The sequence below is a fragment of the Streptomyces sp. NPDC045955 genome, assembly GCF_056430805.1.
The window spans coordinates 364,488-388,842 of the sequence record NZ_JBWKKY010000001.1 but is presented as its reverse complement, the minus strand read 5'-3'; the positions used below and the strand labels follow the sequence as shown (position 1 = coordinate 388,842).

General features: G+C 73.1%; 23 protein-coding genes and 1 pseudogene. 8 read left to right on the top strand and 16 right to left on the bottom strand.

All coding sequences use genetic code 11. The features are described from left to right. Positions 1-50: 50 nt before the first annotated feature. Both AC07F0_RS01770 and AC07F0_RS01765 read right to left on the bottom strand, forming a co-directional pair. Positions 51-845, bottom strand: a complete 795-nt coding sequence (locus AC07F0_RS01770; protein WP_478972902.1) for an enoyl-CoA hydratase/isomerase family protein — start codon at positions 843-845, stop codon at positions 51-53. Continuing rightward, positions 842-3,070 carry an acetate--CoA ligase family protein gene (locus AC07F0_RS01765; RefSeq protein ID WP_478972899.1) on the bottom strand — a complete coding sequence of 743 codons (2,229 nt, stop codon included), beginning with the start codon at positions 3,068-3,070 and terminating at the stop codon, positions 842-844. Before AC07F0_RS01765 ends, AC07F0_RS01770 begins: the two co-directional genes overlap by 4 nt. 139 nt (positions 3,071-3,209) lie before the next feature. Here AC07F0_RS01765 and AC07F0_RS01760 point away from each other — a divergent pair, with 139 nt between their 5' ends. Beyond that, on the top strand, positions 3,210-4,049 hold the full coding sequence (locus tag AC07F0_RS01760; protein ID WP_478972896.1) for an endonuclease/exonuclease/phosphatase family protein: 840 nt from the start codon (positions 3,210-3,212) through the stop codon (positions 4,047-4,049). Here AC07F0_RS01760 and AC07F0_RS01755 read toward each other — a convergent pair. Further along, on the bottom strand, positions 4,046-5,257 hold the full coding sequence (locus tag AC07F0_RS01755) for a flavin-containing monooxygenase (protein WP_478972893.1): 1,212 nt from the start codon (positions 5,255-5,257) through the stop codon (positions 4,046-4,048). The genes AC07F0_RS01760 and AC07F0_RS01755 overlap by 4 nt on opposite strands. A gap of 175 nt (positions 5,258-5,432) precedes the next feature. Here AC07F0_RS01755 and AC07F0_RS01750 point away from each other — a divergent pair, with 175 nt between their 5' ends. Then, the gene (locus AC07F0_RS01750; RefSeq protein WP_478972890.1) at positions 5,433-6,098 is read left to right on the top strand and encodes a pyridoxine/pyridoxamine 5'-phosphate oxidase; all 666 of its coding nucleotides are present in this window, start codon (positions 5,433-5,435) and stop codon (positions 6,096-6,098) included. 12 nt (positions 6,099-6,110) lie between these two features. Here the strand turns inward: AC07F0_RS01750 and AC07F0_RS01745 are convergent. The 5 genes and pseudogenes from AC07F0_RS01745 to AC07F0_RS01725 form a co-directional block, all read right to left on the bottom strand. Continuing rightward, positions 6,111-6,428, bottom strand: a pseudogene (locus tag AC07F0_RS01745) (MerR family transcriptional regulator); the annotation flags it as partial. 39 nt (positions 6,429-6,467) lie between these two features. Then, positions 6,468-7,352 (bottom strand): GNAT family N-acetyltransferase, encoded by an 885-nt coding sequence (locus tag AC07F0_RS01740; RefSeq protein WP_478972887.1) that lies wholly within the window; start codon positions 7,350-7,352, stop codon positions 6,468-6,470. A 26-nt stretch (positions 7,353-7,378) separates the two neighbouring features. After that, positions 7,379-8,086 (bottom strand): GNAT family N-acetyltransferase, encoded by a 708-nt coding sequence (locus tag AC07F0_RS01735; RefSeq protein ID WP_478972884.1) that lies wholly within the window; start codon positions 8,084-8,086, stop codon positions 7,379-7,381. 31 nt (positions 8,087-8,117) lie between these two features. Then, positions 8,118-8,534, bottom strand: a complete 417-nt coding sequence (locus AC07F0_RS01730; RefSeq protein WP_478972881.1) for a Zn-ribbon domain-containing OB-fold protein — start codon at positions 8,532-8,534, stop codon at positions 8,118-8,120. Next, positions 8,534-8,983, bottom strand: coding sequence for a DoxX family protein (locus AC07F0_RS01725; RefSeq protein ID WP_478972878.1), 450 nt, complete (start codon positions 8,981-8,983; stop codon positions 8,534-8,536). Before AC07F0_RS01725 ends, AC07F0_RS01730 begins: the two co-directional genes overlap by 1 nt. Positions 8,984-9,124: 141 nt before the next feature. Between AC07F0_RS01725 and AC07F0_RS01720 the strand changes: the two genes are divergently transcribed. Then, a complete protein-coding gene (locus AC07F0_RS01720) occupies positions 9,125-9,838 on the top strand; it encodes an HAD family hydrolase (protein WP_478972875.1) in 714 nt (237 codons plus the stop codon). Here AC07F0_RS01720 and AC07F0_RS01715 read toward each other — a convergent pair. Both AC07F0_RS01715 and AC07F0_RS01710 read right to left on the bottom strand, forming a co-directional pair. After that, a complete protein-coding gene (locus AC07F0_RS01715; protein ID WP_478972872.1) occupies positions 9,753-10,748 on the bottom strand; it encodes a hypothetical protein in 996 nt (331 codons plus the stop codon). The two genes, AC07F0_RS01720 and AC07F0_RS01715, sit on opposite strands and share 86 nt — an antisense overlap. An 89-nt stretch (positions 10,749-10,837) precedes the next feature. Next, complete coding sequence (locus AC07F0_RS01710; protein ID WP_478972869.1) at positions 10,838-12,010, bottom strand: thiolase C-terminal domain-containing protein; 1,173 nt, start codon at positions 12,008-12,010, stop codon at positions 10,838-10,840. A 109-nt stretch (positions 12,011-12,119) separates the two neighbouring features. Here AC07F0_RS01710 and AC07F0_RS01705 point away from each other — a divergent pair, with 109 nt between their 5' ends. Further along, positions 12,120-13,301, top strand: a complete 1,182-nt coding sequence (locus AC07F0_RS01705) for an acyl-CoA dehydrogenase family protein (RefSeq protein ID WP_478972866.1) — start codon at positions 12,120-12,122, stop codon at positions 13,299-13,301. Then, the gene (locus AC07F0_RS01700) at positions 13,298-13,768 is read left to right on the top strand and encodes a nitroreductase family deazaflavin-dependent oxidoreductase (protein WP_478972863.1); all 471 of its coding nucleotides are present in this window, start codon (positions 13,298-13,300) and stop codon (positions 13,766-13,768) included. Before AC07F0_RS01705 ends, AC07F0_RS01700 begins: the two co-directional genes overlap by 4 nt. A 107-nt stretch (positions 13,769-13,875) precedes the next feature. On the opposite strand, the gene AC07F0_RS01695 is transcribed toward AC07F0_RS01700, so the two are convergent. Beyond that, on the bottom strand, positions 13,876-14,511 hold the full coding sequence (locus tag AC07F0_RS01695; RefSeq protein ID WP_059418219.1) for a TetR family transcriptional regulator: 636 nt from the start codon (positions 14,509-14,511) through the stop codon (positions 13,876-13,878). A 134-nt stretch (positions 14,512-14,645) separates the two neighbouring features. Between AC07F0_RS01695 and kbpA the strand changes: the two genes are divergently transcribed. Together kbpA and afsK are read left to right on the top strand one after the other, a co-directional pair. Next, entirely contained in the window at positions 14,646-15,368 is a 723-nt protein-coding gene (gene kbpA / locus AC07F0_RS01690) for an AfsK-binding protein KbpA (RefSeq protein WP_478972860.1), read from the top strand. A gap of 212 nt (positions 15,369-15,580) precedes the next feature. Then, complete coding sequence (gene afsK, locus AC07F0_RS01685; protein ID WP_478972857.1) at positions 15,581-17,959, top strand: protein serine/threonine kinase AfsK; 2,379 nt, start codon at positions 15,581-15,583, stop codon at positions 17,957-17,959. A gap of 168 nt (positions 17,960-18,127) precedes the next feature. Here the strand turns inward: afsK and AC07F0_RS01680 are convergent, their stop codons facing one another. From AC07F0_RS01680 to AC07F0_RS01665, 4 genes are all read right to left on the bottom strand, one after another. Beyond that, positions 18,128-19,078 (bottom strand): alpha/beta fold hydrolase, encoded by a 951-nt coding sequence (locus AC07F0_RS01680; protein WP_478973566.1) that lies wholly within the window; start codon positions 19,076-19,078, stop codon positions 18,128-18,130. A gap of 83 nt (positions 19,079-19,161) precedes the next feature. Beyond that, positions 19,162-19,935 (bottom strand): enoyl-CoA hydratase/isomerase family protein, encoded by a 774-nt coding sequence (locus tag AC07F0_RS01675; RefSeq protein ID WP_478972854.1) that lies wholly within the window; start codon positions 19,933-19,935, stop codon positions 19,162-19,164. Further along, complete coding sequence (locus AC07F0_RS01670; RefSeq protein WP_478972851.1) at positions 19,932-20,345, bottom strand: Zn-ribbon domain-containing OB-fold protein; 414 nt, start codon at positions 20,343-20,345, stop codon at positions 19,932-19,934. Before AC07F0_RS01670 ends, AC07F0_RS01675 begins: the two co-directional genes overlap by 4 nt. Position 20,346: 1 nt before the next feature. Then, entirely contained in the window at positions 20,347-21,507 is a 1,161-nt protein-coding gene (locus AC07F0_RS01665; RefSeq protein WP_478972848.1) for a lipid-transfer protein, read from the bottom strand. A 105-nt stretch (positions 21,508-21,612) separates the two neighbouring features. Between AC07F0_RS01665 and AC07F0_RS01660 the strand changes: the two genes are divergently transcribed. After that, positions 21,613-23,223, top strand: coding sequence for a FadD3 family acyl-CoA ligase (locus AC07F0_RS01660; RefSeq protein WP_478972845.1), 1,611 nt, complete (start codon positions 21,613-21,615; stop codon positions 23,221-23,223). On the opposite strand, the gene AC07F0_RS01655 is transcribed toward AC07F0_RS01660, so the two are convergent. Then, on the bottom strand, positions 23,213-24,139 hold the full coding sequence (locus AC07F0_RS01655; protein WP_436728737.1) for an SMP-30/gluconolactonase/LRE family protein: 927 nt from the start codon (positions 24,137-24,139) through the stop codon (positions 23,213-23,215). The two genes, AC07F0_RS01660 and AC07F0_RS01655, sit on opposite strands and share 11 nt — an antisense overlap. Positions 24,140-24,355 lie beyond the last annotated feature (216 nt).

Here is a 24,355-nt window from a genome sequence, read left to right as displayed (position 1 = left end):
CATTCAAGCTGACGAATCGTCAAATAGGAAGGGTGGGGGCCCTTGTGCGGTCAGTGGCCCTTGTACGCGGGGCTCCGGCGCTCCACGAAGCTCCGTACGCCCTCCTGCGCGTCCGCCGTCGTCATGTTGATCTCCTGCGCGGCCGCCTCCGCGGCGAAGGCGGTGGCGCGGTCGGCGTCGAGGGAGGCGTTGACGAGCTGCTTGGTCAGGGCGAGGGCGCGGGTCGGGCCGGTGGCGAGGCGTTCGGCCCAGGCGCGGGACGCCTTGTCCAGGGCGGCGTCCGGGACGACCCGGTTCACCAACCCGAGCCGCGCCGCGTCGGCCGCCGTGAGCGCGTCGCCGAAGAACATCAGCTCCTTGGCGTGCTGCGGGCCGATGAGGCGGGGCAGGAGGTAGGCGCCGCCGGCGTCCGGTACCAGTCCGCGCCGTACGAACACCTCGATGAAGCGAGCGGATTGGGCCGCCAGGACCAGGTCGCAGGCGAACGCCAGATGCGCGCCGAGCCCCGCCGCCGTGCCGTTGACCGCCGCGATCACCGGCTTCTCGCAGTCCAGGACGGCGGCGATCAGCCGCTGGGCGCCGGTGCGGAGGGTGCGGGCGACATCGCCGGCGGCGCGTCCGCCGGTCGTCGCCGCGGTATTCCGGAGGTCCGCGCCGGCGCAGAAGCCGCGGCCCGTTCCCGTGAGGACGACCGCTCGTACCTCCGGCGACGCGGACGCCTCCGACAGCAGCCGCACGACCTCGTCCCGGTCGTCGGGCGTGAGGGCGTTGAGGGTCTCGGGCCGGTTGAGGGTGAGGGAGAGGACGTGGCCGGAGGTGGTGTGCAGGACGGCGGGTTCCGTCATCGGCTGCACACCGCCAGCGCGTCCAGCGCCACCGCGCCCTGCCCCTGGGGCAGGACCATGAGCGGGTTGATGTCCAACTCGGCGAGCTGGTCCCCGAGTTCCAGCGCCATGCGCTGCGCGCGCAGGACGACCTCGACGAGTGCGTCCAGATCCGCCGGTGGCCGGCCCCGGACCCCGTCGAGCAGCGCCCGCCCGCGCAGCCCGGCGAGCATGTCGCGCGCCTGCTCCTCGCCGAACGGCGGCACCCCTACGGCGGTGTCGCGCAGGACCTCGACGAGGACCCCGCCGAGCCCGACCGTCACCGTCGGCCCGAACAGGTCGTCGTGCGTGACTCCGACGACCATCTCGACGCCGTGCTCGACCATCTGGCAGACCAGTACGCCGTCCAGCGGGACGTCCTCGTAGCGGGCGATGTCGGTCAGCTCCCGGTAGGCGTCGCGGACCTGGCTCGCCGAGGTGAGCCCGATCTTCACGAGGCCCAGTTCGGTCTTGTGGGCGATCCGGGCGCCCGAGGCCTTCATCACCACCGGGTAACCCACCAGCCCCGCCGCCCGTACGGCCGCCGCCGCGCTGGTCACCAACTGCTCGCGCGGCACGCGGATGCCGTACGCCCGCAGCAGCTGCTTCGCCGCGTGCTCGCTGAGCTGCTCGCCGGGCCGCATCAGCGCCTGGGCCTTGCGGTAGGAGGGGGAGGGGGTGCGGGGGGCGTCGTCGAAGGGGGAGCGGTAGCCGGTCGTGAAGCGCTGGTGGGCGAGGTGGGCGCGGACGGCGGTGAGGCAGTTGCCGACCGTGCGGAAGGTGGCCACGCGGGAGGATCCGAGCAGGACCTCGCGGTAGGCCGGCTCGGTGCCGACCGGCGAGCCCCACACCACGCACACCAGTTTGTCGGTCTGTTCCGCCGCGTCGACCAGGTCTTGCACGAGCCGGTCGCTGAGCGGGGGGAACGGCCCGGTGATCGGGCAGACCAGCACGCCCACCTCGGGGTCGTCGAGGATCGCGTCGATGATCTTCCGGCCGCGCCGGTCGCCGACCGGGTGACCGCCGTTGTCGACGGGATTGGCGACGCTCAGGTACTCGGGTATCCACTGGTGCAGCTCGGCCTGTTTCGCCGCCGACAGGACCGGCAGCCGCAGGCCCGCCTCCGTCGCCAGGTCGGCGACGTGCGCGCCCGTGCCGCCGGAGATCGAGTAGACGACGACCCCGTCCGCGCGGGGCGGTCGGGCACGGGCCAGCAGAGCGGCGGTGTCCTGGAGTTCGTCGAGCCCGGCGACGCGGATCACCCCGTACTGCCGCAGCGCCGCGTCCACCACGGCGTCGGCGCCGGTCAGTTTGCCGGTGTGGGAGGCGGCCGTGCGGGCGCCGGTCTCGGTGCGGCCCACCTTGACCGCGACGACCGGCACGCCGCGCCGGGCGGCCCGGTCGGCGGCGAGCAGGAAGGAGCGGCCGTCCTTCAGCCCCTCCAGGTAGCAGGCGACGGCGCCGACCTCGGGCTGCTCGGCGAAGTAGGAGAGGAAGTCGGCGCTCTCCAGGTCGGCCTCGTTGCCGGTGGGCGCCCAGTGGGAGAGCCGGATGCCGAGTTCCTGGAGCGCGAAGAGGGGGCGGCCCTGGTGGCCGGACTGGGTGATCAGCGCGATCGCCGGGCCCTGGAGGTCGTCACGGAACCGCTCGAAGGCGTTGAGGTTGGTGTTGGGGCCCAGCAGCCGCATCCCGGACCGCTCGACGGCGGCGGCCAGTCGCCGCTGGGCGGCCTCGCCCTCCGGCCCGGTCTCCGCGAACCCCGAGGCGAAGACGACCGCGAACCGGGCCTTGGCCTCGGCCAGTTCCTCGACCACCGGGAGGGGGTCGCCGACCAGCACCACGGCCAGGTCGACCTGCTCGGGCAGGCCGGCGACGGAAGGACAGCAGGACATGCCGAACACGGACGGGCGGCTCGGGTGCACCGGATACAGCCGGGCCCCGACCCGTTCCGCCCAGTCGGCCAGTTGCCGCGTGATGCCGGTGTTCGGGCGCCCCTCGGCATCGGACGCGCCGATCACGGCGACGGACCGGGGGCGGAAGAAGCGGTCCAGGTCGGGTACGTCCGCGTGCAGCGGGCGCCCGCTGACATCGAGGTCTCCCGTCTGGGCCGGCCTGCCGTGCACGACGGGCCCGGACCGCTCGCCGCAGGCGAGGGCCCGGGTCCGGCGGGAGTCGGTGGTGAGGGTGCCGTGGGTCGATCCAAGCATCGTTTCCGCCCGCTCCTGTGAGACAGCCGCTAACTGACGCTCTGTCAGATTATCTGAACCGACGTGAAGTCAGGAACGGTTGAGCGCGGGCGAAGTTCCGGCGGGTGAGCGTCCGCACGCCGTGTGCCACGCTGCACCCATGAGTGAGGCCGCCTCCGGTATCCGGCTGATGACCATGAACGTGCTGGCACCGCAGTACGCCGACGGCGCGCGCCGTCGGGCGGTCCTGGCCCGCGAGATCGAGCGCCAGGACCCGGACGTGCTCGCGCTCCAGGAAGTCACCCCGCAGGACGTGGCGGCGCTCGTCGACGCCGGCTGGCACGTCGCTGCGCACCCTCGCCGGTCCCCCGACGGTGTGGGAGCCGTCCTGGCTGCCCGCCACCCGTTCGGGCACACCGTGACGGACCCGCTCCAGGTGACCGAGCGCACGGCGCACACCAGATGGTGCGGAGTCGTCGCCGCCGAGCTACGGCTTCCCGAACCCTTCGGCACGATCCTCGTCGTGCATCACAAGCCGAGCTGGCCCTACGGGTACGAGTACGAACGGGAGTTGCAGGCGCTCGCCACCGCCCGGCTCGTGGACGGCGTCACCGCCGAACGGCCTGTGCGCCACACCCTCCTGCTCGGCGACTTCGACGCCACCCCCGAGGCCGCCAGCCTGCGCTTCTTCCAGGGGCTCCAGTCGCTCGACGGCATGAGCGTCTGCTTCCAGGACACATGGTCGGCCGTGCACCCCGGTGAACCGGGCCCCACCTTCAGCCCGGCCAACCCGCTCGTGCGGCGGGGGGACGTGCCCGAGGCCTCGGATCGCCGTATCGACTACATCCTGCTCCGGTGCGGCCCGCACGGCCCCACGCTGCGGGTCTCCTCGTGCCGGCGAGTCCTGGTGCGACCGGTGGACGGCGTGTACGCGAGCGACCACTACGGCCTGGTCGCCGACCTGACGCTGCCCGCTCACCCTCCGGGCCGGTGGGCCTAGGCGTCCCCCTGGCCCGGGAGCCGCGACACGCTTCCCGAGCCGTCCCGTGCGATGGCCTTGGCGATCTTCATCGCGTCGATCGCCATCTCGCGGAACATGCCGCTGATCGGGTTGGTGAAGCCGGTGAAGTACAGGCCGGGTGCGGTCCGCGGGCTGCGGGCGCCCTGGGTGACGGGCTTCCCGCGGGAGTCGAGTACGTCGAGGTGGCCGACGAGGCCCTCCAGGGCCCGGGTGTAGCCGGTGGCCGCGACGACGGCGTCCGGGGAGAGGCGGGTGCCGTCGGCGAGGACGACCTTGCCGTTCTCGAAGCCCTCCACGGCCGCCACGACCTCCACCCTGCCCTTGCGCACGGCGTCGATCAGACCGACGTCCTGGACGGGTACGGCGCCCTCGGTGACCCGGGTGTAGAGGCCGGTGTCGGGGCGCGGCAGGCCGCGGGCGGACAGGTCGGGCACGCTCAGCCTGGCCATCTGCCGGGCCATCCGGTCGACCAGGCCGACCGGCAGGTGCCGTGCCATGACGCCCGAGTACTGCGCGGCCCAGCCCGCCGTCGAGCGGCGCACGATGTGCGGGACGGTGCGGATGGACAGCCGTACCCGGGCGCCGCCGTCCGCCAGGTCCACGGCGATCTCGGCGCCCGTGTTGCCGGCGCCCACGACGAGGACCTCGCGGCCCGCGAAGGGCTCGGCGTTGCGGTAGGCGGACGCGTGCAGGAACTCGCCGGTGTAGGTGTCGCGGCCGGGCCAGTCGGGCACGCGGGGCGTGTGGTTGTAGCCGGTGGCGACGACGACCGCCGCGCCGGTCAGTTCCCGGCCGCCGGTGGCGTACAGCAGCCAGCCCGTGCCGTCGGGCGCGCGCTCGATGCGGGACACCTCGACGCCGGTGACGACTTCGAGCCGGTGGTGCTCGGCGTACTTCTCCAGGTACCGCACCACGTTGTCCCGGGACACCCACCGCCCGAACCGCCGTGGCATCGGCAGCCCGGGCAGGGACGACAGACGGCGGGTGGTGTGCAGGTGCAGCCGGTCGTAGTGGCCGCGCCAGGACGACCCGACGCGGTCGGACTTCTCCAGGACGACGGCCCGTATGCCCCGGGCCCGCAGCGCGTACGCGGCGGAGAGCCCGCCCGGGCCGCCGCCGATGACGTAGACGGGGCGGTCGGGCGTGGGGGGTGCGGGGGAGTGTGTGGGGGGTGAGGAGTCGGCCATGAGCGGGAGCGTAGCCACGGACCAGCTTGATGGGTCTCGGTCAAGACCGGAATTGGTTTCGGATTGATCACGGCTGTAAGGGCACGAGGTGGGGCCGGTGGTGTGGCGAGTCCGGTTGTGATGAGCCGGTGATCGCTCCCGACTTCGCCGGGGCACCCCGGTGGACAATCGGGGCATGGCAACGGATCTTCACGAGCTGCTGAGGACCTTGCGGGTCTGGGACCCGCAGGTCACTCGACTGCCCCCCTTCGACCCGACGACCGCCCCCGACACCCCGCTGCCCCTGTTCACCGAGTGGTTCGCGGCGGCGGTGGCGGCCGGACAGACCGAGCCGCACACCGTGTCGCTGGCGACCTCCGACGAGTCCGGCCTGCCCGACGTACGGATCGTCATGCTGCACGGCGCCGACGAGACCGGCTGGTCCTTCGCGTCCCACGCCGGCAGCCGCAAGGGCCGCCACCTCGGCGCCCGCCCGTACGCCGCGCTCTGCTTCTACTGGCCGGTGCTGGGCCGGCAGGTACGGGTGCGCGGCCCCGTGTCGTCGGCTCCGTCCGAGGAGGCCCAGAGCGACCTCCACGCCCGCTCGACGGGCGCGCTGGCCGCGGCGCTGACCGGCCGCCAGAGCGAGGTCCTGGGCTCGGTGGAGGAGATGGCACGGGCCTCGCAGGCGGCGTGGGAACGGGCCCGGAGCGAGCCCGAGGCCCCCGTACCGTCCTGGACCCTGTACCGGCTGCGGCCGGACGAGGTGGAGTTCTTCCAGGGGGACGAGGCCCGGCGGCACGTACGGCTCCGCTACCGGAGCACGGCACAAGGGTGGGCACGGGAACTGCTGTGGCCGTGAACGGGCCTGGTGCTATCGCGCGTTGCGTATCCCCAGAATGTAGGCCGCGGTGAGCGCGACGGTACGGTCCTCGTCATGCGACAGCTCCGTGAGGGCATGTGACGCCGTGCTTCCCGGGATGTCGGCGAGCGCCTGTGTCAGACGTCGACGTGCGGACGATCCGAGGGTGCCGTCGGCCAGGCAGTCGACGAGCCCGGCGGCGATCCGGTCCGCCGACGCGGGACGACTCGCCAGCGCGCTCAGCGCGTCGGCCGCGTCGACGTCGTTCGCCTCCTCGACGACCATGTCGATGAGCGTGGGCACCGCGTCGGCCACGCCCCGTGCCCCGAGCTCACTGTGGCAAGGTCAAGCGGGCGCGGACCTCGTGGATCAAGGGACACCCCGCCCAGGCGGAGGCTGTGTGAAGTCGTACACCGCGAAGTCCGCCACCGGCCGGTACCCGATGCGCTGGTACAGGCCGTTGCTGGTCGGGTTCGACAGGTCCGTGAAGAGGAGAACTTCCTGCGCTCCGGCGGCCAGGGCGGCGCGGCTGACCTCGGCCGTGGCCGCGCCGGCGTAGCCGCGGCCGCGCAGGTGGGGCGGGGTGTAGACCGGGGCGACGCGGATCTGGCCGGCGACCTGCGGGGTCCTTCCGGCCATGGCCACCGGGGTGCCGTCGGGCGTCTCCCAGAACGTGATGCCGCCCTGCTCGATGCGGGCGTCCGCCCACTCGCCGGCGTCCCGGAAGACGCCCGAGCCGATGGCTGCGACGAACTCGTCGTGCCAGCGGATGAGGTGCTCCCGGTCCTGTTGACCGGCGATGCGGGGACCGCCGGGCGGCAGGGGACGGGGCACGATCAGGGTGCCGAGCCGGTAGAGCCGATTGCGCTCCCGGAGGGCGGCCGTGGCGCCCGTGTGCCGCTGCCAGGCCTCGGCGAAGGCGGTGGCGGTGTCGCGGTCGGCGTGCACACCGGGCAGGCGTTGCCCGAGGGCTGCCAGCCGTGCGGCCAGCGCATCGGCCTCCTCGGCCGTCAGGACGGTGAGGTTCAACCGGTGCGGTGGCGTGCGGAAGAACGTCGCCCGGACCGCGCCGTCCTGTTCCAGCAGGCCGAACTCCGGCACGGCGTCCCCGTAGACGTGCGGGCCGCGCATGCGCAGGTTCTCCGTGACGGTCAACGGAAGGGTGTGCAAACCGGGTCGGGAGCGCAGGAAGGCGCCGGCCCGGGTCAGGAAGGCGTCGAGGTCCCGGGTGAGGTGCCAGTCGTCGGTGCGCATGTCTCATGGTGCCGCTCGCGCCCGGCTCATGCCTGCGAATTACTCCCCGGGCCCGCACCCGGTTCCCCACCCGGTTCCCCACCCGGTTCCCCACCCGGGCCCGCACCCGGTTCCGCACCCGGGCCCGCACCCGGTTCCGCGTCCGGTTCCGGATCCGTCGCCAGCCGTGCGTGCAGGTGGGCGTCCCGGAACGCGTCGTGCCGGCCCGCCTCGAAGGTCGCCCCGCGCAGGGTCCCCTCGTACGCGAACCCGCACCGCTCGGCGATCCGGCAGGAGGCGTCGTGGCCGACGGCGTGGTCCAGTTCCAGCCGGTGCAGGCCGAGTTCGGTGAGGGCCCAGTGGGCGGTGAGCAGCAGGGCCCGGGTGGCGACGCCCCGGCCGCGGGCCTCGGGGAGCACCCAGTAGCCGACGCGGGCGACCTTCAGGTGGTACTTGATCTCGTTGACGCCGATGTGACCCAGGGCGGTGCCGCTGCGGGCGTCCGCGATCCGGAACGACATGGACGTGCCCTCCGCCGCGCTGTGGGCGCGCGCGAGCAGCGACTCCCGGGCGCTCGTCCGGTCCGTGACCAGCCTCAGCGGGGTGTTCCAGCGCCGGAACTCCGGGTCCCGCATACCGCGCAGCCATGTCTCGGCATCGGCGCTGGACGTGGCGTCCCAGGGGCGGAGATGGAGGCCGCGGCCGTGGATTTCCGGGAGGGGGCCGGTCAGGGACCGGTCGCGTATGGGGGCCATGGGGCCATTCAAGCGCGTGGGGCGTCGCCCTTCACCCGTCGGACGGGCCCGGCACGACCCGGAACACGGGGATCCCCTCCCGGAACGCGACCTCCAGTTCCGCCCCGGCGGACAGCTCCCCGGCCGGCGGTTCCCCCGCCCCCACGACCTGCGTCATCATCCGCGGCCCCTCGGCGAGATCGACCACGGCGGCGACGTACGGGGTGCGTTCCGCGAAGGGCGGCAGGTCGTTGCGGTGGACGACGGACCAGGTGTAGAGGGTGGCGCGGCCGCTCGCGGGCTCCCAGGCGACGTCCTCGCTCCAGCAGTGGGGGCAGAACTCGCGCGGATAGTGATGGGCCCGGCCGCAGGCCCGGCAGCGGCGGATCAGCAGCCGGCCCTCGGCGGCCGCGTCCCAGTACGTCCGGGTGAAGGCGTCCGGCTCGGGCAGGTCGAACCGCCCGGCCATCAGAGCAGCCCCAGCGCGCTGTCGAGCGACCAGGTCTGCCAGGACATCCCGAACAGGCCGACCACCGACATCAGCGCCATCATCGCGTTCTGCCCCTGCTCGGCGACCTCGTGGATCATGAGGGTGAAGTAGAGGGCGTTGAGGAGGAACCCGCCGGCCAGGGCGATCGGGGTGAGGAAGCCGCTGATCAGACCCAGTCCGAGGGCGAGTTCCGCGTAGACGACGACGTACGCCATCGCGCGCGGGTGGGGCGCGACGACTCTGTCGAAGCCCGAGCGTACGGCGCTCCAGCGGTGCTTGGCCGCTATCCCGGCCGCCCACGTGATGCCCGTGCCGCGTTCGAACCAGGCCTTGCGGTCCTTGTGCCGCCAGCTCTCCAGCCACCACAGCCCGAGCCCGATCCGCAGCACGGCCAACCATTCCGCTCCGCTGAGCCAGATCGTGTCCATGCCCATGCTCCCGCATCGCCGCCCGACACCAATAACTGACGGTACGTCAGTTCTGGTGTCGGCGACAGGCCCGGAGACCCTTGCCGTAGGGGGCGGTGATCAGTCCCTTCACGCAGGGGCACCTCATGCCACGATGTCTCCATGTTGTTGCTGCTGGACCTGGACAACACTCTCGTCGACCGCGATGCGGCCTTCCGCGCCGCCGTCGCCGGTTTCCTCGCCGAGTACGGTCTGCCCGCCTCCGACCTCACCTGGGTGATGGCCACCGACGCCAGCGGCTACACCGCACGTCACGGCCTCGCCGCAGCCCTGACGGACCGGTACGGCGACGGGGTGCCCACCACCGCCGTCCGTGCTCTGCTCGACACCGGCGCCGCCGATCGCGTCGTCCTGGCGCAGACCGCGCGCGATGCGCTGGGCAGAGCGCGGGCGGAGGGCTGGACTTGCGTCATCGTCACCAATGGGCGCACCCTCCAGCAGGAGGCGAAGATCCGGAACACCGGACTCGATCAGCTCGTCCAGGGCTGGGTCGTCTCCGAAGGCGTCGGCCACAAGAAGCCGGCACCGGAGATCTTCCAGGCGGCAGCCGCCCTCGTCGGCCTCCCCCTGCAGGGCGGGTGGGTCATCGGCGATTCACCGCACGCCGACATCGCGGGCGCCGACACGCTCGGTCTTCGGAGCGTGTGGGTGTCGGAAGGACGTGTCTGGGCCGAGGACTCCTACCGGCCCACTCATGTCGCCGACGACGTCGCCTCCGCGATCGACCACGTCATCGGTCAGCGGCCCTCCCGGCCTCCTCACCCGCCCGCAGCTCCCCGTGGAGACGAGCGAACACCGCGCACACCAGCGGCATGACCAGCGGGGGCAGCAGGAGGAGCGCCACGGCTGTGGGCAGGATCAGCACCAGCACCCCGGTGATCCACACGCTGCCGTCGCTGAGCCACAGCATGCCGAGACCGGCGAAGTGGGCCAGGGGAGCGGCCGCGTACCGGGCCAGCCCGAAGACGAGCACCGCGGCGGCGGTGACCAGCGTGCCCAGGCCGAGGACGCGCCGGCGTGCGCGGCGGGTCAGCACCCAGGAGCGGTACAACGCGACGAACGGGGAACGGCCCTCCAGCACCGTCTCGGCCGTGGCGAGGGACAGGCGGAAGTACAGCAGCGGGCCGAGGCAGCCGACGGCGATCGGCAGCACCCAGCCCACCAGCGTGTACTGCCGGGTCGCGGTGCCGTGCAGGGGCGTGGGCTCGGCGCCGGGCACCTTGCCGCGCTCGACGAGGCCCCACCACATCAGGGACACCAGCGCTGTGCCGCCCACCGCCAGTGCGGTCAGCGCGTTGACCACGAAGGCCGCGGGGAGGCGCCCGCGGATGCGTCGCCACAGCTCCCGGGCGGTCAGCGGGCCGCCGTCGCGCCTGGCGTGCGAGTCACCGACGGCGTACGCGCTGTGCAGGACGGACAGGACGAGGAGGGCCAGGACGAGCAGCAGCAGCGAGACCACGGCACCGGCCCGTACCAGCGGGGGCATGCCGCCGTCGGCGTAGGCCACGTAGGAGTCCTCGTCGGCGATGTTGGCGTCCGCGTAGTCCCGGACGGCCTCGAAGGTGTCCCACGTCTCCCAGAACCCGCCGGCCACGATCGCGCAGCCGAGCACGGCTGTCAGGACGGATACGTGGAGGGTGAAGCCGTACAGCGCGTGGGGGTGGCGTCTGACGGCGTCGAGCGCCCCACCGGGACCGCCGGCCGGCTGGTTTCCGTGGTGTGCCATGACCTGGCGTGACCTCCATGCGGCCCGGGAGCGGTGAAGGCCAAGACGCCGTGTGGGGTGCGTGGGTTCCCGGGGGGCCAGCAGGCCGGTCACCCCGCCCCCAGCACCACCGTCCCCGAAGAGCAGAACCACCCACCCGTACCCGACGCCACCCCCAGCCGCGGCAGTCCCCCGTCGGCGCCCCGCCGCACCTGCCGCTCCCCGCCCTCTCCCCGCAACTGCCGTACCGCCTCCACCAGCAGGAACAACCCCCGCATCCCCGGGTGCTGCGCCGACAGCCCGCCCCCGTCGGTGTTCACCGGAAGGCCCCCGCCCCCGACCCGCAGCCGGCCCTGCTCCACGAACGCCCCGCCCTCGCCCTTCCCGCAGAAGCCGAGGTCCTCCAGCGTCACCAGGGTCATGTAGGTGAAGGCGTCGTAGATCTCCGCGAAGTCCATCTCGTCCGGCCGTACGCCCGCCCGCTCGAAGGCCAGCCGTCCGCTCACCGCCGCCGGGGACACCGTGAAGTCCGCCCACTCGGACATCGCCGCGTGCGAGACGTGCTCCCCGCTGCCCAGCACCCACACCGGCGGCGTACGGCAGTCCCGTACGTACTCCTCCGCCGCCAGCAGCACCGCCGCCCCGCCGTCGGAACGGACGCAGCAGTGCAGCTTGGTGAAGGGGTCGGCGATCATCGGGCCGGCCAGGACCTCGTCCACCGTGACGGGGGTGCGGAACATCGCCTCCGGGTTCAGGGCCGCGTTGGCCCGGGCCTGGACCGCCACCTGAGCCAACTGCTCGATCGTCGTGCCGTACTCGATCATGTGGCGGCGGGCCGCCATGGCGTACTTGGCGATCAGGGTGTGGCCGTAGGGGGCTTCGAACTGCAGGGGACCGCGCGTGCCGAAGGACAGGGTTCCGGTGCGGCGGCCCGCGTGGACGTCCGCGCGGGCCGTCGAGCCGTAGGCGAGCAGCACCACGCGCGCGTGCCCGGCCGCGATCGCGTCCGCGGCGTGGGCCGCCATGACCTCCCAGGTGGAGCCGCCGACGGAGGTGGAGTCGACCCAGGTCGGACGCAGGCCCAGGTACTCGGCGACCTCGACGGGCGCCAGGGTGCCCAGGCCCGCCGAGGCGAAGCCGTCGACCAGCGAGCGGTCCAGGCCCGCGTCGGCCAGGGCGCGCCGGGCCGCCTGGGCGTGCAGGGCGTACGGGGTCGCGTCGTCCAGGCGGCCGCAGTCCGACAGGGCCACGCCCACGACGGCCACTTTCCTCCGGGCAACCATGAATCTGACGGTACATCAGGTAACCTGCGGCGCAAGGCCGCAGAGCTCTGGGCATCCCCGCCCCGCCGCCCTAATATGACGCTCCGTCAGATGCGGAGGTGCTACCCCCATGGACGCCCGCTTCACCCCCGAACAGGACGAGATCCGCCGCACCCTGCGCGAACTGCTCCACAAGCGGTGCGGCCCCGAGGAGCTGCGGGCCGCCACCGGGACCCCGGCCGGGCACGACCCGGCCCTGTGGACCGCCGTCGCCGAACAGCTCGGCCTGCCCGGACTGGCCCTGCCCGAGCCCTACGGCGGCGTCGGCTGCTCGCTCACCGAGCTGGCCCTGGCCTGCGAGGAGACGGGCCGGGCCCTTACCCCCTCCCCGCTGCTCGCGACGGCCGTCCTCACCGCCCCGCTGCTGCTCGCCCTCGGCACCGACGCCCAGCGGACGGACCTCCTCCCGCGGATCGCCTCCGGGGCCCTCACCGCGGCCCTCGCGATACCGGGCCCCGCCCTCGCCACCGCCCTCGGACTCACCGGCCACGACCCGCGCGGGGCGTGGGCCGGCGGCGGGCGGGCCGGGGGCGTGCAGGCCCGGCGGGCCGACGGTGGCTGGCGGCTGTACGGGCAGGTCGACCAGGTCCTCGACGGGCACAGTGCCCGGCTGCTCGTGGTGGCCGCGCACACCGGCGGCTTCGCCCGCTCCCGCGCCCTGCTCTTCCTCGTGCGCGGTGACGCGGCCGGTGTCACCCGCGTACGGCAGACCGCACTGGACGCGACCCGTCCGCAAGGCCGTATCCAACTGCGCGACACGACCGCCGAGTTGCTGGGCAGCGCGGACACCGACTCGCTCCCCGCCCTCGCCCGGCTCGGCGACACCGTGGCCGCCTGTCTCGCCGCCGAGGCCGTCGGAGCCGCCGACCGGGTGCTGGAGCGGACCGTCGAGTACGTCGGGCAGCGCGAGCAGTTCGGGCGGCCGGTCGGTTCCTTCCAGGCGGTCAAGCACCGGCTGGCCGATGTGTACGTCCAGGTGCAGACGGCCCGCTCGGCGGCGTACTACGCGGCCTGGGCGGCCTCCCACGGCGAGCCGGCCGGCGGTCTCGCGCTCGCCCAGGCGCTCCAGGCCCTGCGCTCGGCCGCCGCCGAGGGGATCCAGCTGCACGGCGGCATCGGTTTCACCTGGGAACACGAGGTTCACCTGTACTTCAAGCGTGCCGCGGGCGACGAGCTGCTGTTCGGGCCGGTGCACCGGCTGCGGGCGCACGCCGCCGACGTGGCGCATGTCTTCGAGGAGGCCGACCGATGAGAGGCGTGCGGTTCGTGCAGAAGGTGTCCTCCACCCAGGGGTTCGCGCGGGTGGCGCCGCACGTCTTCCCGGCCCTGGACCGGGCCGTGCACCGGCTCACCCGCGGAAAGGTGCTGCTCAGCGCGCAGCTCCTGCCAGGGGTGGTCCTCACCTCGACCGGGGCGAAGAGCGGCCTGCCCCGTCGTACACCGCTGGCCTGTATGCCGGAGGGCGGCGGGCGCAGCTGGATCCTCGTCGGGTCGAACTTCGGGCGGCCGGGACATCCCGCCTGGAGTCATAACCTGCTCGCGCACCCGGAGGCCCGCATCAGCTGGAAGGGCCAGGACACCCCCGTCACGGCCCGGCTGCTGGAGGGGGCCGAGCGGGCGGCGGCCTGGCAGGCCGTGCTGGCGTTCTGGCCGCCGTACGCGGCGTATCAGGCGCGGGTGGAGCGGGAGATCCGGCTGTTCAGGATCGTGCGACGGTAGAAAGCCGCGCATCCTGCGGCGACGGAAAGCGCGACAGGCGGCGGTCCACTCAGGTGGACCGCCGCCTGCCAGACAGGACTTGGATAAGGGAAAAGTGCCGGGGCGGGTTACTTCGTGGGCTTCCTGCCCGTGACGCCCAGGTGCACCAACAGCGCGAGGTTCGGCTTCAGTTCGGCCTGCTTCACGCCCCAGGAGGAGAAGCCCTTCTGGTGGGAGGCGACGGCCGCGAGCATCGCGACCAGCGAACCGGCGACGGCCGCCGGGTTCACGTCCTTGTCGACCCGGCCCTTGGCCTGAAGCTCGGCGACGGAATCCGCGAGGGAGTTGTTCACCGAGTTGAGGATCTTCATCCGGAGTTTGTAGAAGCGCTTGTCGCCCTCGGCGGCGCCGAGATCGACGACCCGGAGGATCGCGTCGTTCTTGCGCCAGAACTCCAGGAACCCGTCGACGAGTTCCTGCGCCGTCTGCCAGCCGGCCTTGCCGGCCCAGGAACGGCCCTGGAGGAGTTCCGTCAACGCGGCGCCTTCGGTCGCCATTTGCTCGGCGATCTCCAGGACGGCGCCCTCGACGTCCGGGAAGTACTGGTAGAAGGTCGCGGGCGAAGTGCCCGCCTTCCGGGCGACATCGATGACCTTGACGTCCCGGTACGGGGAGGAGCTGAGCATCTCGCTGAGGCAGTCGAGCAGCTTCTGCCGGGTCGCCTGCCCACGCCTACCGGCCACGCGGCCGTCGACGGTACGCACTTGTCCTGTCATGCCGTCAGCTTACCGAGGCGTGATCGGGGCGCGATTCGGCCGACTGCAAATGGGGTGTAAGGGAGTGCGGGGGCTGGTGTGCCTGGTCTGCGGGGTGCGGCCGGCGCGGTTACTTTGTCGGCATGGCCGAAAACAGGGCATCGGTGTACGCAGAGGGCGTTCCCTGCTGGGTGGACGCCCAGCTTCCCGACGTCGAGGCGGGCAAGCGGTTCTACGGTGAACTTTTCGGGTGGACCTTCGAGGACTGGTTCGGCCCCTTCGCGCAGGCGCTGAAGGACGGTGAACCCGTGGCCGCGCTGGTCCGCAAGATGGACGGCCGGCTGCCCACCGTCTGGACGGTGTATTTCGCGACCCCCGACGCGGCGGCCCTGGCCCGTCGTATCCGGGCGGCCGGCGGGCAGGTCATCTCGTCGCCGGTGCCGGCCGGGGAGCTCGGCGTCACCGCCCTGGTCACCGACCCGGAGGGGGCCGTCTTCGCCCTGTGGCAGCCGGACGAGCACCCCGGCTTCGGCCGGCGGCACGAGCCGGGCACCTTCGCCTGGGCCGAGCTGTACGCCCGGGACACCGAGGCGGCCAACGCCTTCTACGGCGATCTCTTCCAGGATGCCCTGTTCGGGCCGGACGCCGAGCCCGACGTCGGCCGCGCCCCGGTCACCGACGTGTTCCCGGCCGAGATGCCGCCCCACTTCCTCGTCCACTTCGCCGTCGAGGACGTACCGGCCGCGCTGGAGGACGTCACCCGTCTCGGCGGCCGGGTCCAGGCCCCGCCCTTCGAGACGTCGTACGGGACGGTCGCCGTCGTCACGGACAATCAGGGGGCGTCCTTCGCGCTGCTGCACCGCTGAACACGGCTGAGCAGGGCTGATCAGGCACGGTTTGGTCGTTGTTTGGCCGCTTGTGTCTGGAGACATCCCAAATGTCACCGGGTTCGCAACCAGGGCTCCGGCCAGGAAGAATCGGGGTGCGTGCCGCCATGGCGGTGCGGTGGTGAGACGCTGCACGGGGTCGCGTGGAACATGTGGCTTGGCGCGGCTCGTACGGGGAGGTGGCAGGCAGAGTGGTGGATCAGCTGACGCAGCACGATCCGCGGCGGATCGGGCCGTTCGAGGTGCTGGGACGGCTGGGTGCCGGCGGCATGGGGCTGGTCTATCTCGCGCGCTCGGCGTCCGGCCGGCGCGTGGCGATCAAGACCGTCCGCACGGAGCTCGCCGAGGACCAGCTGTTCCGGGTCCGCTTCACGCGTGAGGTGGAGGCGGCCCGCGCCGTCTCCGGCTTCTACACGGCCGCGGTGGTGGACGCCGACCCGCGCGCCGCCGTGCCGTGGCTGGCCACCGCGTACGTTCCCGCGCCCTCCCTCGAAGAGATAGTGAACGACTGCGGGCCGCTCCCGGCCCAGGCGGTGCGCTGGCTGGCGGCGGGCGTGGCCGAGGCGCTCCAGTCCATCCACGGTGCGGGGCTGGTGCACCGGGACCTCAAGCCGTCGAACGTCCTCGTCGTCGAGGACGGCCCCCGGGTGATCGACTTCGGTATCGCGTCGGGCGTGTCGAACACACGTCTGACGATGACGAACGTCGCCGTGGGCACGCCCGCCTACATGTCCCCCGAACAGGCCAAGGACTCCCGCAGCGTCACGGGCGCGAGCGACGTCTTCTCCCTCGGCTCCATGCTGGTCTTCGCCGCCACCGGACATCCGCCCTTCCACGGCGCCAACCCGGTCGAGACCGTCTTCATGCTGCTGCGCGAGGGCCCGGACCTGGAGGGCCTCCCGGACGAGCTGCGGCCGCTCATCGAGTCCTGTATGCAGATGGACCCGACGGCCCGCCCCAACCCGGCCGACCTCCAGGCCCAGCTCGCCCCCCACCTCTTCGGCTCCGGCTCCGACGACAGCGGCACGGCCTCCGCGTGGCTGCCCGAGCGGGCGGTGAGCCTGATCGAGACCCGCCGCAACGGCCGCCCGGCCGGCAAGCCCGCCCCCGGCGCCGGCCGCAGCGGCGGCGGACGCCCCGCCCCGGGGCCCGCGCCCATCCCGCCCCCGCCCGCGCACGACCCGGTCGTCCCGGCGCCCGTACCCGCCCCGGTCGGCGGCCCCGACACCGGCCCGGTCCGGCTGGCCGGCGCCCCGGTGCCCATCGGCCCGGGCCCGCGCGTCGCCGACGTCCGTGCCGCCGCCGTCAAGGCACCTGCGCCCGAGGCCGCCCTCGCCGCCTCCTGGTCCAAGCCCCGCCCCGGCGTCAACGGCACCGACCCCGCCGTGGGCCCCGCCGTCGCCGCGCCCCCGGCCCCGGCCGCGCCGCCCGAGCAGGCGAGCGGCTGGCGGCCCTGGCGCTTCCGTATGTCGAACGACGTCTGGGGCACCCCCTCCGTCGACGGCGACCTCGTCTACGTCACCTCCTTCGAGGTGCACGCGCTGGACGTGGCCACCGGCCGCCGCCGCTTCAAGACCCGGGACGTCGCCTGGTCCATGGCGGTCGCGGACGGCCGTATCCACGCCTCCGACGGACCCACGCTGTTCGCCCTCGACGCCCGCGAGGGCGCCGACCTGTGGCGCCTTCAGACGGACGCCTGGGTCTACTCGCTCAAGGCCGAACGCGGCACGGTCGTCACCGGCACCCGGGGCGGCGGCGTCCAGGGCTGGGAGGCCTCGAACGGGCAGAAGCTCTGGGAGGTCACCGGCTGCCAGAGCGACTTCGAGTCGCCCGAGGCCGGACCCGCCCTGCACGACGGCACGGTCTACGTCTGGCAGGACGCCCGGCTGCGCGCCCTGGACGCCCGTACCGGTGACGAGCGCTGGTCGTACCCCATCGGCGACGCGGCCTCCTGCGGCGGCGTCCCGGTCCGGATCGCCCAGGCGTCCGACGGGTACGTCTACGTCTGCGCCGGTACCCGCGTCCTCGCCCTCGACGTGGCCGCCGGGCACGTGAAGTGGCACTTCGAGGCCCCGGCCGTCTTCCTGTCGCCGCCCACGTTCGTCCCCGGCCCGGCCGTCACCGGCGGCGGCATCTACCTCGCCGACTACCTCGGCACGGTCTACGCCCTCGACGCCACCGACGGCCGCGACCGCTGGCGCATCGCCACCGAGTCCCGGGCGTCCGTCGACCCCGTCCTGGTCGCCGCCGGCCATGTCCACGTGGGCAGCGGCAAGGGCCTCTACACCCTCGACGCGGTCACCGGTACACCCAAGTGGCGCTTCCAGGCGGGCGGCGACATCGTGGGCGCCCCCTCGGTGGCCGAGGGCCGTATCCACTTCGGCTCCACCGACCACCTGCTCTACACCCTCAAGGCCGACGACGGCCGGCTCCGCTGGAAGCTCGCCACCGGCGGCGAGATCACCGGCTCCCCGGTCGTCCGGGACGGAGTGGTGTACGCGTGCAGCAAGGACCGCTGCGTGTACGCGCTGGACGCGGAGAAGGGCACGGGCACGGCGCGCACCGCCTGACGCCCCCGGGGCGGCCGCGCGCCCGGCCACGCCGGCCACGCGCCGGTCGCCCCGCGGTGCCATGACCGTGACAGGTGGGCCCCCGGGCCTCGTGGACTCGGTCGACCACTGCGCGGCCGGCCGCCGGGCCCTCGTCGACGACGGAACGGGGCCGGGGCCGCTGGGACTTCAGCCCCGCAGCTCCGTCAGGAAGTCCAGCAGCGCCTCGTTCACCTCGGCGGGCCGCTCCTGCTGCGTCCAGTGGCCGCAGCCCGGCAGCACGAGCGGCTTCCGGCGCAGGTTCGGCATCAACTCGGGCAGCTTCTCGATCAGTTCGGGCGTGCCCGGGAAGGCCGGGACCAGGTCCCGGTCGCCGTACACGTACAGCGCGGGCGGGGACACGACCGCTCCCTGCCAGGGGGCGGTCAGCTCCCAGTTGCGGTCCAGGTTGCGGTACCAGTTGAGCGCGCCGGTGAAGCCCCGCGCGTAGCTTTCGGTGAGGGCGTCGAGGTCCTCCTCGGTCAGCCACCCGGGCAGCACCTCGGGGTCGGGCGCGTCCGCCAGCCAGCCGCGGTCCGGGTCGACCAGGGCCTGTTCGGGGCGCCCGGCGCCCGGGGCGTCACCGGAGGCGGAGTACAGCAGCCTGCGCAGGGTGGTGCGGGTGTCGGCGGTGAACTCGGCCTCGGCGACCCCGGGCTGCTCGAAGTAGTTCCAGTAGAAGCGCCCCCCGAACCGCTCCCGCATGGTCCTGAGCGGCGGCTGCGCGCCACGGAACGGCGGCGGCACGCTCAGCCCCGCGACCCCGCGCACCACGTCCGGCCGCAGCAGCGCGGTGTGCCAGGCGACCGGCGCTCCCCAGTCGTGCCCGACGACGAACGCCCGCTCCTCACCCAGCGCGTGGACCAGCCCGACCACGTCGCCCACCAGGTGCAGGATGCTGTACGCCGCCACGTCCTCGGGGTGATCGCTGAGCCCGTATCCGCGCTGGTCGGGCGCGACCACCCGGAAACCGGCCTCGGCCAGCGGCCCGAACTGGTGCCGCCAGGAGTGCCAGGACTCCGGGAACCCGTGCAGCAGCACCACGAGCGGGCCCTCGCCCTGCTCCGCGATGTGCAGCCGTATGCCGTTCACGTCGATCATTCGATGCTCAACCACCTGTCGAGCATACGCGTGTATGGGTAAACGATTCCCTGGCGCAACCGGTCCGCGGTGCGACCGGTGGCTCAACGCAACCGGTACTCGCGCCGCCGCCCCGCGAACAGCCGGGCCTGCTCCTCACCCGTCGCGTTCCCGAGCGCGATCAGATGCGGTGCCTGTGCGACGCCCCGGGAGCGCCCCGCCTCGCTCGCGGCCCACAGCGCCCGCACCGTCCCCTGCACGGCCTCGGCCGGATACCCGGCGAGGACGGCGGCGCACGCCCGCGCCGCCCCCAACGCCTCGCCCTCCGCTACGAGTTCCGACACCAGCCCGATCTCGTACGCCCGCCGTGCGGAGATCCGCTCCGCCGTCCCCAGCAACGCCATCCGCGCGACCTCCCCGTACGGCATGCGCTGCGCCATCAGGACGGTCTCGTAGGCGCTGACCATGCCGTAGGCGGTGTGCGGGTCGAAGAAGGCGGCCGTGGGGTCGGCGACCAGGAACTCCGCCTCCCCGAGCAGGTAGAAGGCGCCCCCGCAGGCCATCCCGCGCACGGCGGCGACGACCGGCTTCCACAGGTCGTTCGCCTTCGGCCCGATGCCGAGCAGCGGATCGTCCTGGGAGTAGGGCGAGTTCGGCTGCGGCACGACGGCGTCCCGGTCGATGCCCGTACAGAAGGCCCGCTCACCGGCACCGGTGAGGACGACGGCCCGCACGGAGTCGTCGAACCGCAACTCCCGCCAGACCCGCGCGAGATCACCGGCCATCTCCAGATCGACGGCGTTGAGCCGGCCGGGCCGGTTCAGGGTGACGACGGCGACCCCGCTGTCCTTGTCGGTACTGACCAGGACCTTGCTCATGACCGCTCCGCGACCCACCGGGGAAGCCCGTCGTCGAAGACCGCCCGCACCCGGGCGCCGATCCTCACGCGGTCCGCCCCGAGGGAGCCGAGCGGCTCCCCGGGCCCGGCGACGAGGTTGCCGACGAGCCGGATGCGCGGCGCCTCGTCGAGTTCGACGACGACCACGTGGTACGGCGCCAGTTCGGCGTAGCCGGGCAGCAGCGGCGGATGCGGAACGACGTACGACCAGACGCGGCCCCGGCCGGACATCCGGCGCCACTCGGCCTCGAAGGACTGGCAGTGCGGGCAGCAGGGCCGGGGCGGGAAGCGGAGCTCACCGCAGCCGGCGCAGGCCTGGACCCGCAGCTCGCCCCGGGCGGCGTACTCCCAGAAGGGGGCGCCGTCGGTGTCGGTGACGGGACGCAGCATGTCAACTCCTCAGCAGCACGGCGGAGGTCGGGACGCCCTCGCCCGCGGTGACCAGACAGACCGAGGCGCCCGGGACCTGCGCGGTACTGGTGCCGCGCAACTGCTTCACCCCTTCGTTGACGAGGTTGAAGCCGTGGACGTAGGCCTCGGAGAGCCCGCCCCCGCCGGTGTTCACGGGCAGCGGCCCGCCGGTCTCCAGCGCCCCGCCCTCGGTGAACGCCCCGCCCTCGCCCCGCCCGCAGAAGCCGTAACCCTCCAGGGACAGCAGGACCAGGGGCGTGAAGGCGTCGTAGATCTGGGCGACGTCCACGTCCTGCGGTGTCAGGTCGGAGTGCTTCCACAGATGCCGGGCGGCGGCCCAGGCCGGGCCCGTGAGGGGGTCGTCGTTCCAGTAGTTGACCATGCCGTGGTGCTGGGCGGGGAGCGACTGGGCGGCCGAGTGGACGTAGACGGGCTTGCGGCGGCAGTCCCGGGCGCGCTCGGCGGAGACGACGACACAGGCCAGCGCCCCGTCCGTCTCCAGGCAGTTGTCGAAGAGGCAGAGCGGCTCGCTGATCCACCGGGACGTCATGTACATCTCGCGGGTGAGGGGCCGGTCGTACATGATCGCGGCGGGGTTCTGGTTGGCCCGGTTGCGGCAGGCCAGGGCGACGTTGAACAGGTGGTCCCGGGTCGCGCCGTACTCGTGCATGTAGCGGCGGGCCAGCATGGCGATCTCGTCGACCGGCCGGAGCAGTCCGAACGGGCGGGTCCACTGGGCCGGGGTGGGCAGCTGGACGGCGGTGTTCGTCCAGGGCCGGGGGCCGCTGCCCCGCTTGCGCGACCGCCAGGCGACCCCGACGCTCGCCTGCCCGGTGGCGACGGCGGCGGCGAGATGGGCGACGGTGGCGCACGAACCGCCGCCTCCGTAGCCGACTTTGCTGAAGAAGGTGAGGTCACCGAAGCCGCAGGCCTTCGCCAGCTCGACCTCGTCGGTCTCCTCCATGGTGTAGGAGGCGAGCGCGTCGACCTCGCCGGGCGCGATCCCGGCGTCGTCCAGGGCGGCCAGTACGGCACGGCAGGCGAGGGTGCGCTCGTCCTCGGGGAGCCGCTTGGCGAAGGGTGTCTGGCCTATCCCGACGATGGCGGTGGCGTCCTTGATGCCGCCCGATCCTGCTGCCATGCTGCGCGCACCTCCGGGCCGAACGGTTCGCTGACAGGTCGTCAGATTACAGCTAATCTGACGGTCAGTCAGCTCCTGTGCCGGCTACTGCTGGGGAGGCTTGCGGTGCGAGCGGATACGGAGTGGGGAAGCATCCCGGGCCTGGTGCGCACGGCGGCCGAGCGGTACGCGGACGTCGAGGCGGTCGTCGAGGGCCGCACCCGGATCACCTACGCGGAGCTGGGCGCCCGCGTGGAGCGGGCGGCGGCGGCCTGTCTGGCGCACGGCATCCAACCGGGTGACCGGGTCGGCATCTGGGCGCCGAACACGCTCGACTGGATCGCCGGCGCCCTGGGCGCGGTCTCGGCGGGTGCGGTGCTCGTGCCGCTGAACACCCGCTTCAAGGGCACGGAGGCGGCGGACGTGCTGCGCCGCAGCGGGGCCCGGCTGCTGTTCGTGACGGGCACGTTCCTCGGCACCTCGTACGTGGCGTCGCTGCGCCGCGCGGCGGGGCAGGGCCCGGGCACCGGACCGCTGCCCGGCCTGCCGGACCTGGAGCACGTGGTGGTCCTCTCGCAGGACGCCCCGGCCGACTTCCGCACCTGGAAGGACTTCCTGGCGAGCGGAGAGGTGGTCGGGCCGGCCCGGGTGCGGGCGAGGGCGGACGCGGTCGACGGCTCCCGGCCCTCGGACATCGTCTTCACCTCGGGCACGACGGGCCGCCCGAAGGGCGCGGTCATCACCCACGCCCAGACACTGCGGGCCTACGGCGTCTGGAGCGACCTGGCGGGCCTGACCCGGGGCGACCGCTACCTCATCGTCAACCCGTTCTTCCACACGTTCGGCTACAAGGCCGGGGTCATCGCCTGCCTGATGCGGGGCGCGACGATGATCCCCCAGCCGGTGTTCAACGTGGACACGGTCCTCGCCAACATCGCGGCCGAACGGATCTCCGTGCTCCCCGGTCCTCCGACCCTCCTCCAGTCCCTCCTCGACCATCCGGCTCGGGACGCGCACGACCTGTCGGCACTGCGCCTCGTGGTGACGGGAGCGGCGGTGGTGCCGCTGAGGCTCGTCGAGCGGCTGCGCGGGGAACTCGGCGTCGGCACGGTCCTGACGGCCTACGGGCTCTCCGAGGCCGGCGGCGTCGTCACGATGTGCCGGCGCGGCGACGACCCGACGGTGATCGCGTCGACGTCGGGCCGCGCGATCCCCGGCACCGAGGTCCGGGTCGTGGACGGGCGGGGCGAGCCCCTGGGCCCGGGCACACCGGGCGAGGTCCTGGTCCGCGGCTTCAACGTCATGACCGGCTACTACGAGGACCCGGCGGCCACCGCCGAGGTGCTCTCGGAGGACGGCTGGCTGCACACGGGCGACGTGGGCGTCCTGGACGCCGCGGGCAACCTGCGCATCACCGACCGCCTCAAGGACATGTTCATCGTCGGCGGCTTCAACGCCTACCCCGCCGAGATAGAGCAACTCCTGAGCCTCCACCCGGACGTGGCGGACGCCGCGGTGATCGGCGTCCCCGACGCCCGGCTGGGCGAGGTCGGCAAGGCGTACGTCGTACGGCGGCCGGGCGCCCTGCTGACCGCCGACGACCTGATCGCCTGGTCCCGCAGGGAGATGGCCAACTACAAGGTCCCGAGAACGGTGGAGTTCGTGGCGGAGCTGCCCCGCAACGCCAGCGGAAAGGTCGTGAAGGGCGCGCTGCGGGACGGCCCCCTCAGCGGCTGACCGAGGGCAGCGCCGGGGTCCCCGTGACGGACATGACCAGGGAGTACAGGGTGGTGTCGGCGGCGATGAACAGCCGGTTGCGCCGGGCACCGCCGAAGCGGATGTTGGCCACCGTGCCGGGCACCAGGACGCGGCCGAGGAGCGTGCCGTCGGGGTCGTAGCAGTGCACACCGCCGTGCAGGGCGGCGGCCCACAGACGTCCCTCGTCGTCGAAGCGGATGTTGTCGAAATTGCCGTCACGGCACTCGGCGAAGACGTCGCCGCCGGTCAGGGTGCCGTTCGGCCGGACATCGAAGACGCGGATGTGATTGGCCAGGCTGTCCGACACGTACAGCTTGCGCTCGTCGGGGGAGAACACCAGCCCGTTGGGGCCCTGGAAGCCCTCGGCGGCCACGCGCACCTCGCCGCTGCCCGGGTCCACGCGGTAGACGTTCCGGGCCCCGATCTCACTCTCCCCGCGGTGCCCCTCGTAGTCGGTCGCGATCCCGAACTCGGGGTCGGAGAACCACACCGACCCGTCGGACCGCACCACGGCGTCGTTCGGGCTGTTGAGCCGCTTCCCCCGGAACCGCTCGGCGATCACCGTGACCGACCCGTCGTGCTCGGTCCGGGTCACCCGCCGGTTGCCCTGCTCGCAGGTGATGAGCCGTCCCTGGCCGTCCAGGGTGTTGCCGTTGGGATATCCGGCGGGCGAGCGGAAGACCCCGACGGACCCGGTGGTCTCGTCCCAGCGCAGCAGCCGGTCGTTCGGGATGTCACTCCACAGCAGATACCGCCCGGCCGGCACGTACACCGGCCCCTCGGCCCACCGGCACCCCTCGAAAAGCGTCTCCAGCCGCGAGTCCCCGGCCTGGCACCTGCCGGTCCGGAACCGCTCGTCGAGGGTCTCGTACGTCTGCGGTTGCTCACCGGGCATGCCCCGCCACCTCCACCCTCGGTCCGACTCTTATCTGCCGGACCACTATGCCGCCCGGCGCCACCACTCACCCCCGCCAACACGGGGAACTGGAGCGTTCGGGCGCCTTGCGGCCCCCGCTACCTGGGAAGCTCACCTGCCCCGTGACCCAATCGCTCCAATCCCCTCCTGGTGCCGACGCGGAGCGAAGTCCCCTGGAAGCGGAGAGAGTGTGCG

Bases quoted from the DNA above. Each gene is read 5' to 3' on its own strand.
- AC07F0_RS01710 (WP_478972869.1), bottom strand. From the start codon at position 12,010: ATGGTTGCCCGGAGGAAAGTGGCCGTCGTGGGCGTGGCCCTGTCGGAC.
- AC07F0_RS01700 (WP_478972863.1), top strand. From the start codon at position 13,298: ATGAGAGGCGTGCGGTTCGTGCAGAAGGTGTCCTCCACCCAGGGGTTC.
- kbpA (WP_478972860.1), top strand. From the start codon at position 14,646: ATGGCCGAAAACAGGGCATCGGTGTACGCAGAGGGCGTTCCCTGCTGG.
- AC07F0_RS01770 (WP_478972902.1), bottom strand. From the start codon at position 845: ATGACGGAACCCGCCGTCCTGCACACCACCTCCGGCCACGTCCTCTCC.
- AC07F0_RS01665 (WP_478972848.1), bottom strand. From the start codon at position 21,507: ATGGCAGCAGGATCGGGCGGCATCAAGGACGCCACCGCCATCGTCGGG.
- AC07F0_RS01730 (WP_478972881.1), bottom strand. From the start codon at position 8,534: ATGGCCGGGCGGTTCGACCTGCCCGAGCCGGACGCCTTCACCCGGACG.
- AC07F0_RS01670 (WP_478972851.1), bottom strand. From the start codon at position 20,345: ATGCTGCGTCCCGTCACCGACACCGACGGCGCCCCCTTCTGGGAGTAC.
- AC07F0_RS01735 (WP_478972884.1), bottom strand. From the start codon at position 8,086: ATGGCCCCCATACGCGACCGGTCCCTGACCGGCCCCCTCCCGGAAATC.
- AC07F0_RS01715 (WP_478972872.1), bottom strand. From the start codon at position 10,748: ATGGCACACCACGGAAACCAGCCGGCCGGCGGTCCCGGTGGGGCGCTC.
- AC07F0_RS01680 (WP_478973566.1), bottom strand. From the start codon at position 19,078: ATGATCGACGTGAACGGCATACGGCTGCACATCGCGGAGCAGGGCGAG.
- AC07F0_RS01750 (WP_478972890.1), top strand. From the start codon at position 5,433: ATGGCAACGGATCTTCACGAGCTGCTGAGGACCTTGCGGGTCTGGGAC.
- AC07F0_RS01725 (WP_478972878.1), bottom strand. From the start codon at position 8,983: ATGGACACGATCTGGCTCAGCGGAGCGGAATGGTTGGCCGTGCTGCGG.
- AC07F0_RS01675 (WP_478972854.1), bottom strand. From the start codon at position 19,935: ATGAGCAAGGTCCTGGTCAGTACCGACAAGGACAGCGGGGTCGCCGTC.
- AC07F0_RS01655 (WP_436728737.1), bottom strand. From the start codon at position 24,139: ATGCCCGGTGAGCAACCGCAGACGTACGAGACCCTCGACGAGCGGTTC.
- AC07F0_RS01720 (WP_478972875.1), top strand. From the start codon at position 9,125: ATGTTGTTGCTGCTGGACCTGGACAACACTCTCGTCGACCGCGATGCG.
- AC07F0_RS01765 (WP_478972899.1), bottom strand. From the start codon at position 3,070: ATGCTTGGATCGACCCACGGCACCCTCACCACCGACTCCCGCCGGACC.
- AC07F0_RS01760 (WP_478972896.1), top strand. From the start codon at position 3,210: ATGAGTGAGGCCGCCTCCGGTATCCGGCTGATGACCATGAACGTGCTG.
- AC07F0_RS01755 (WP_478972893.1), bottom strand. From the start codon at position 5,257: ATGGCCGACTCCTCACCCCCCACACACTCCCCCGCACCCCCCACGCCC.
- AC07F0_RS01705 (WP_478972866.1), top strand. From the start codon at position 12,120: ATGGACGCCCGCTTCACCCCCGAACAGGACGAGATCCGCCGCACCCTG.
- AC07F0_RS01740 (WP_478972887.1), bottom strand. From the start codon at position 7,352: ATGCGCACCGACGACTGGCACCTCACCCGGGACCTCGACGCCTTCCTG.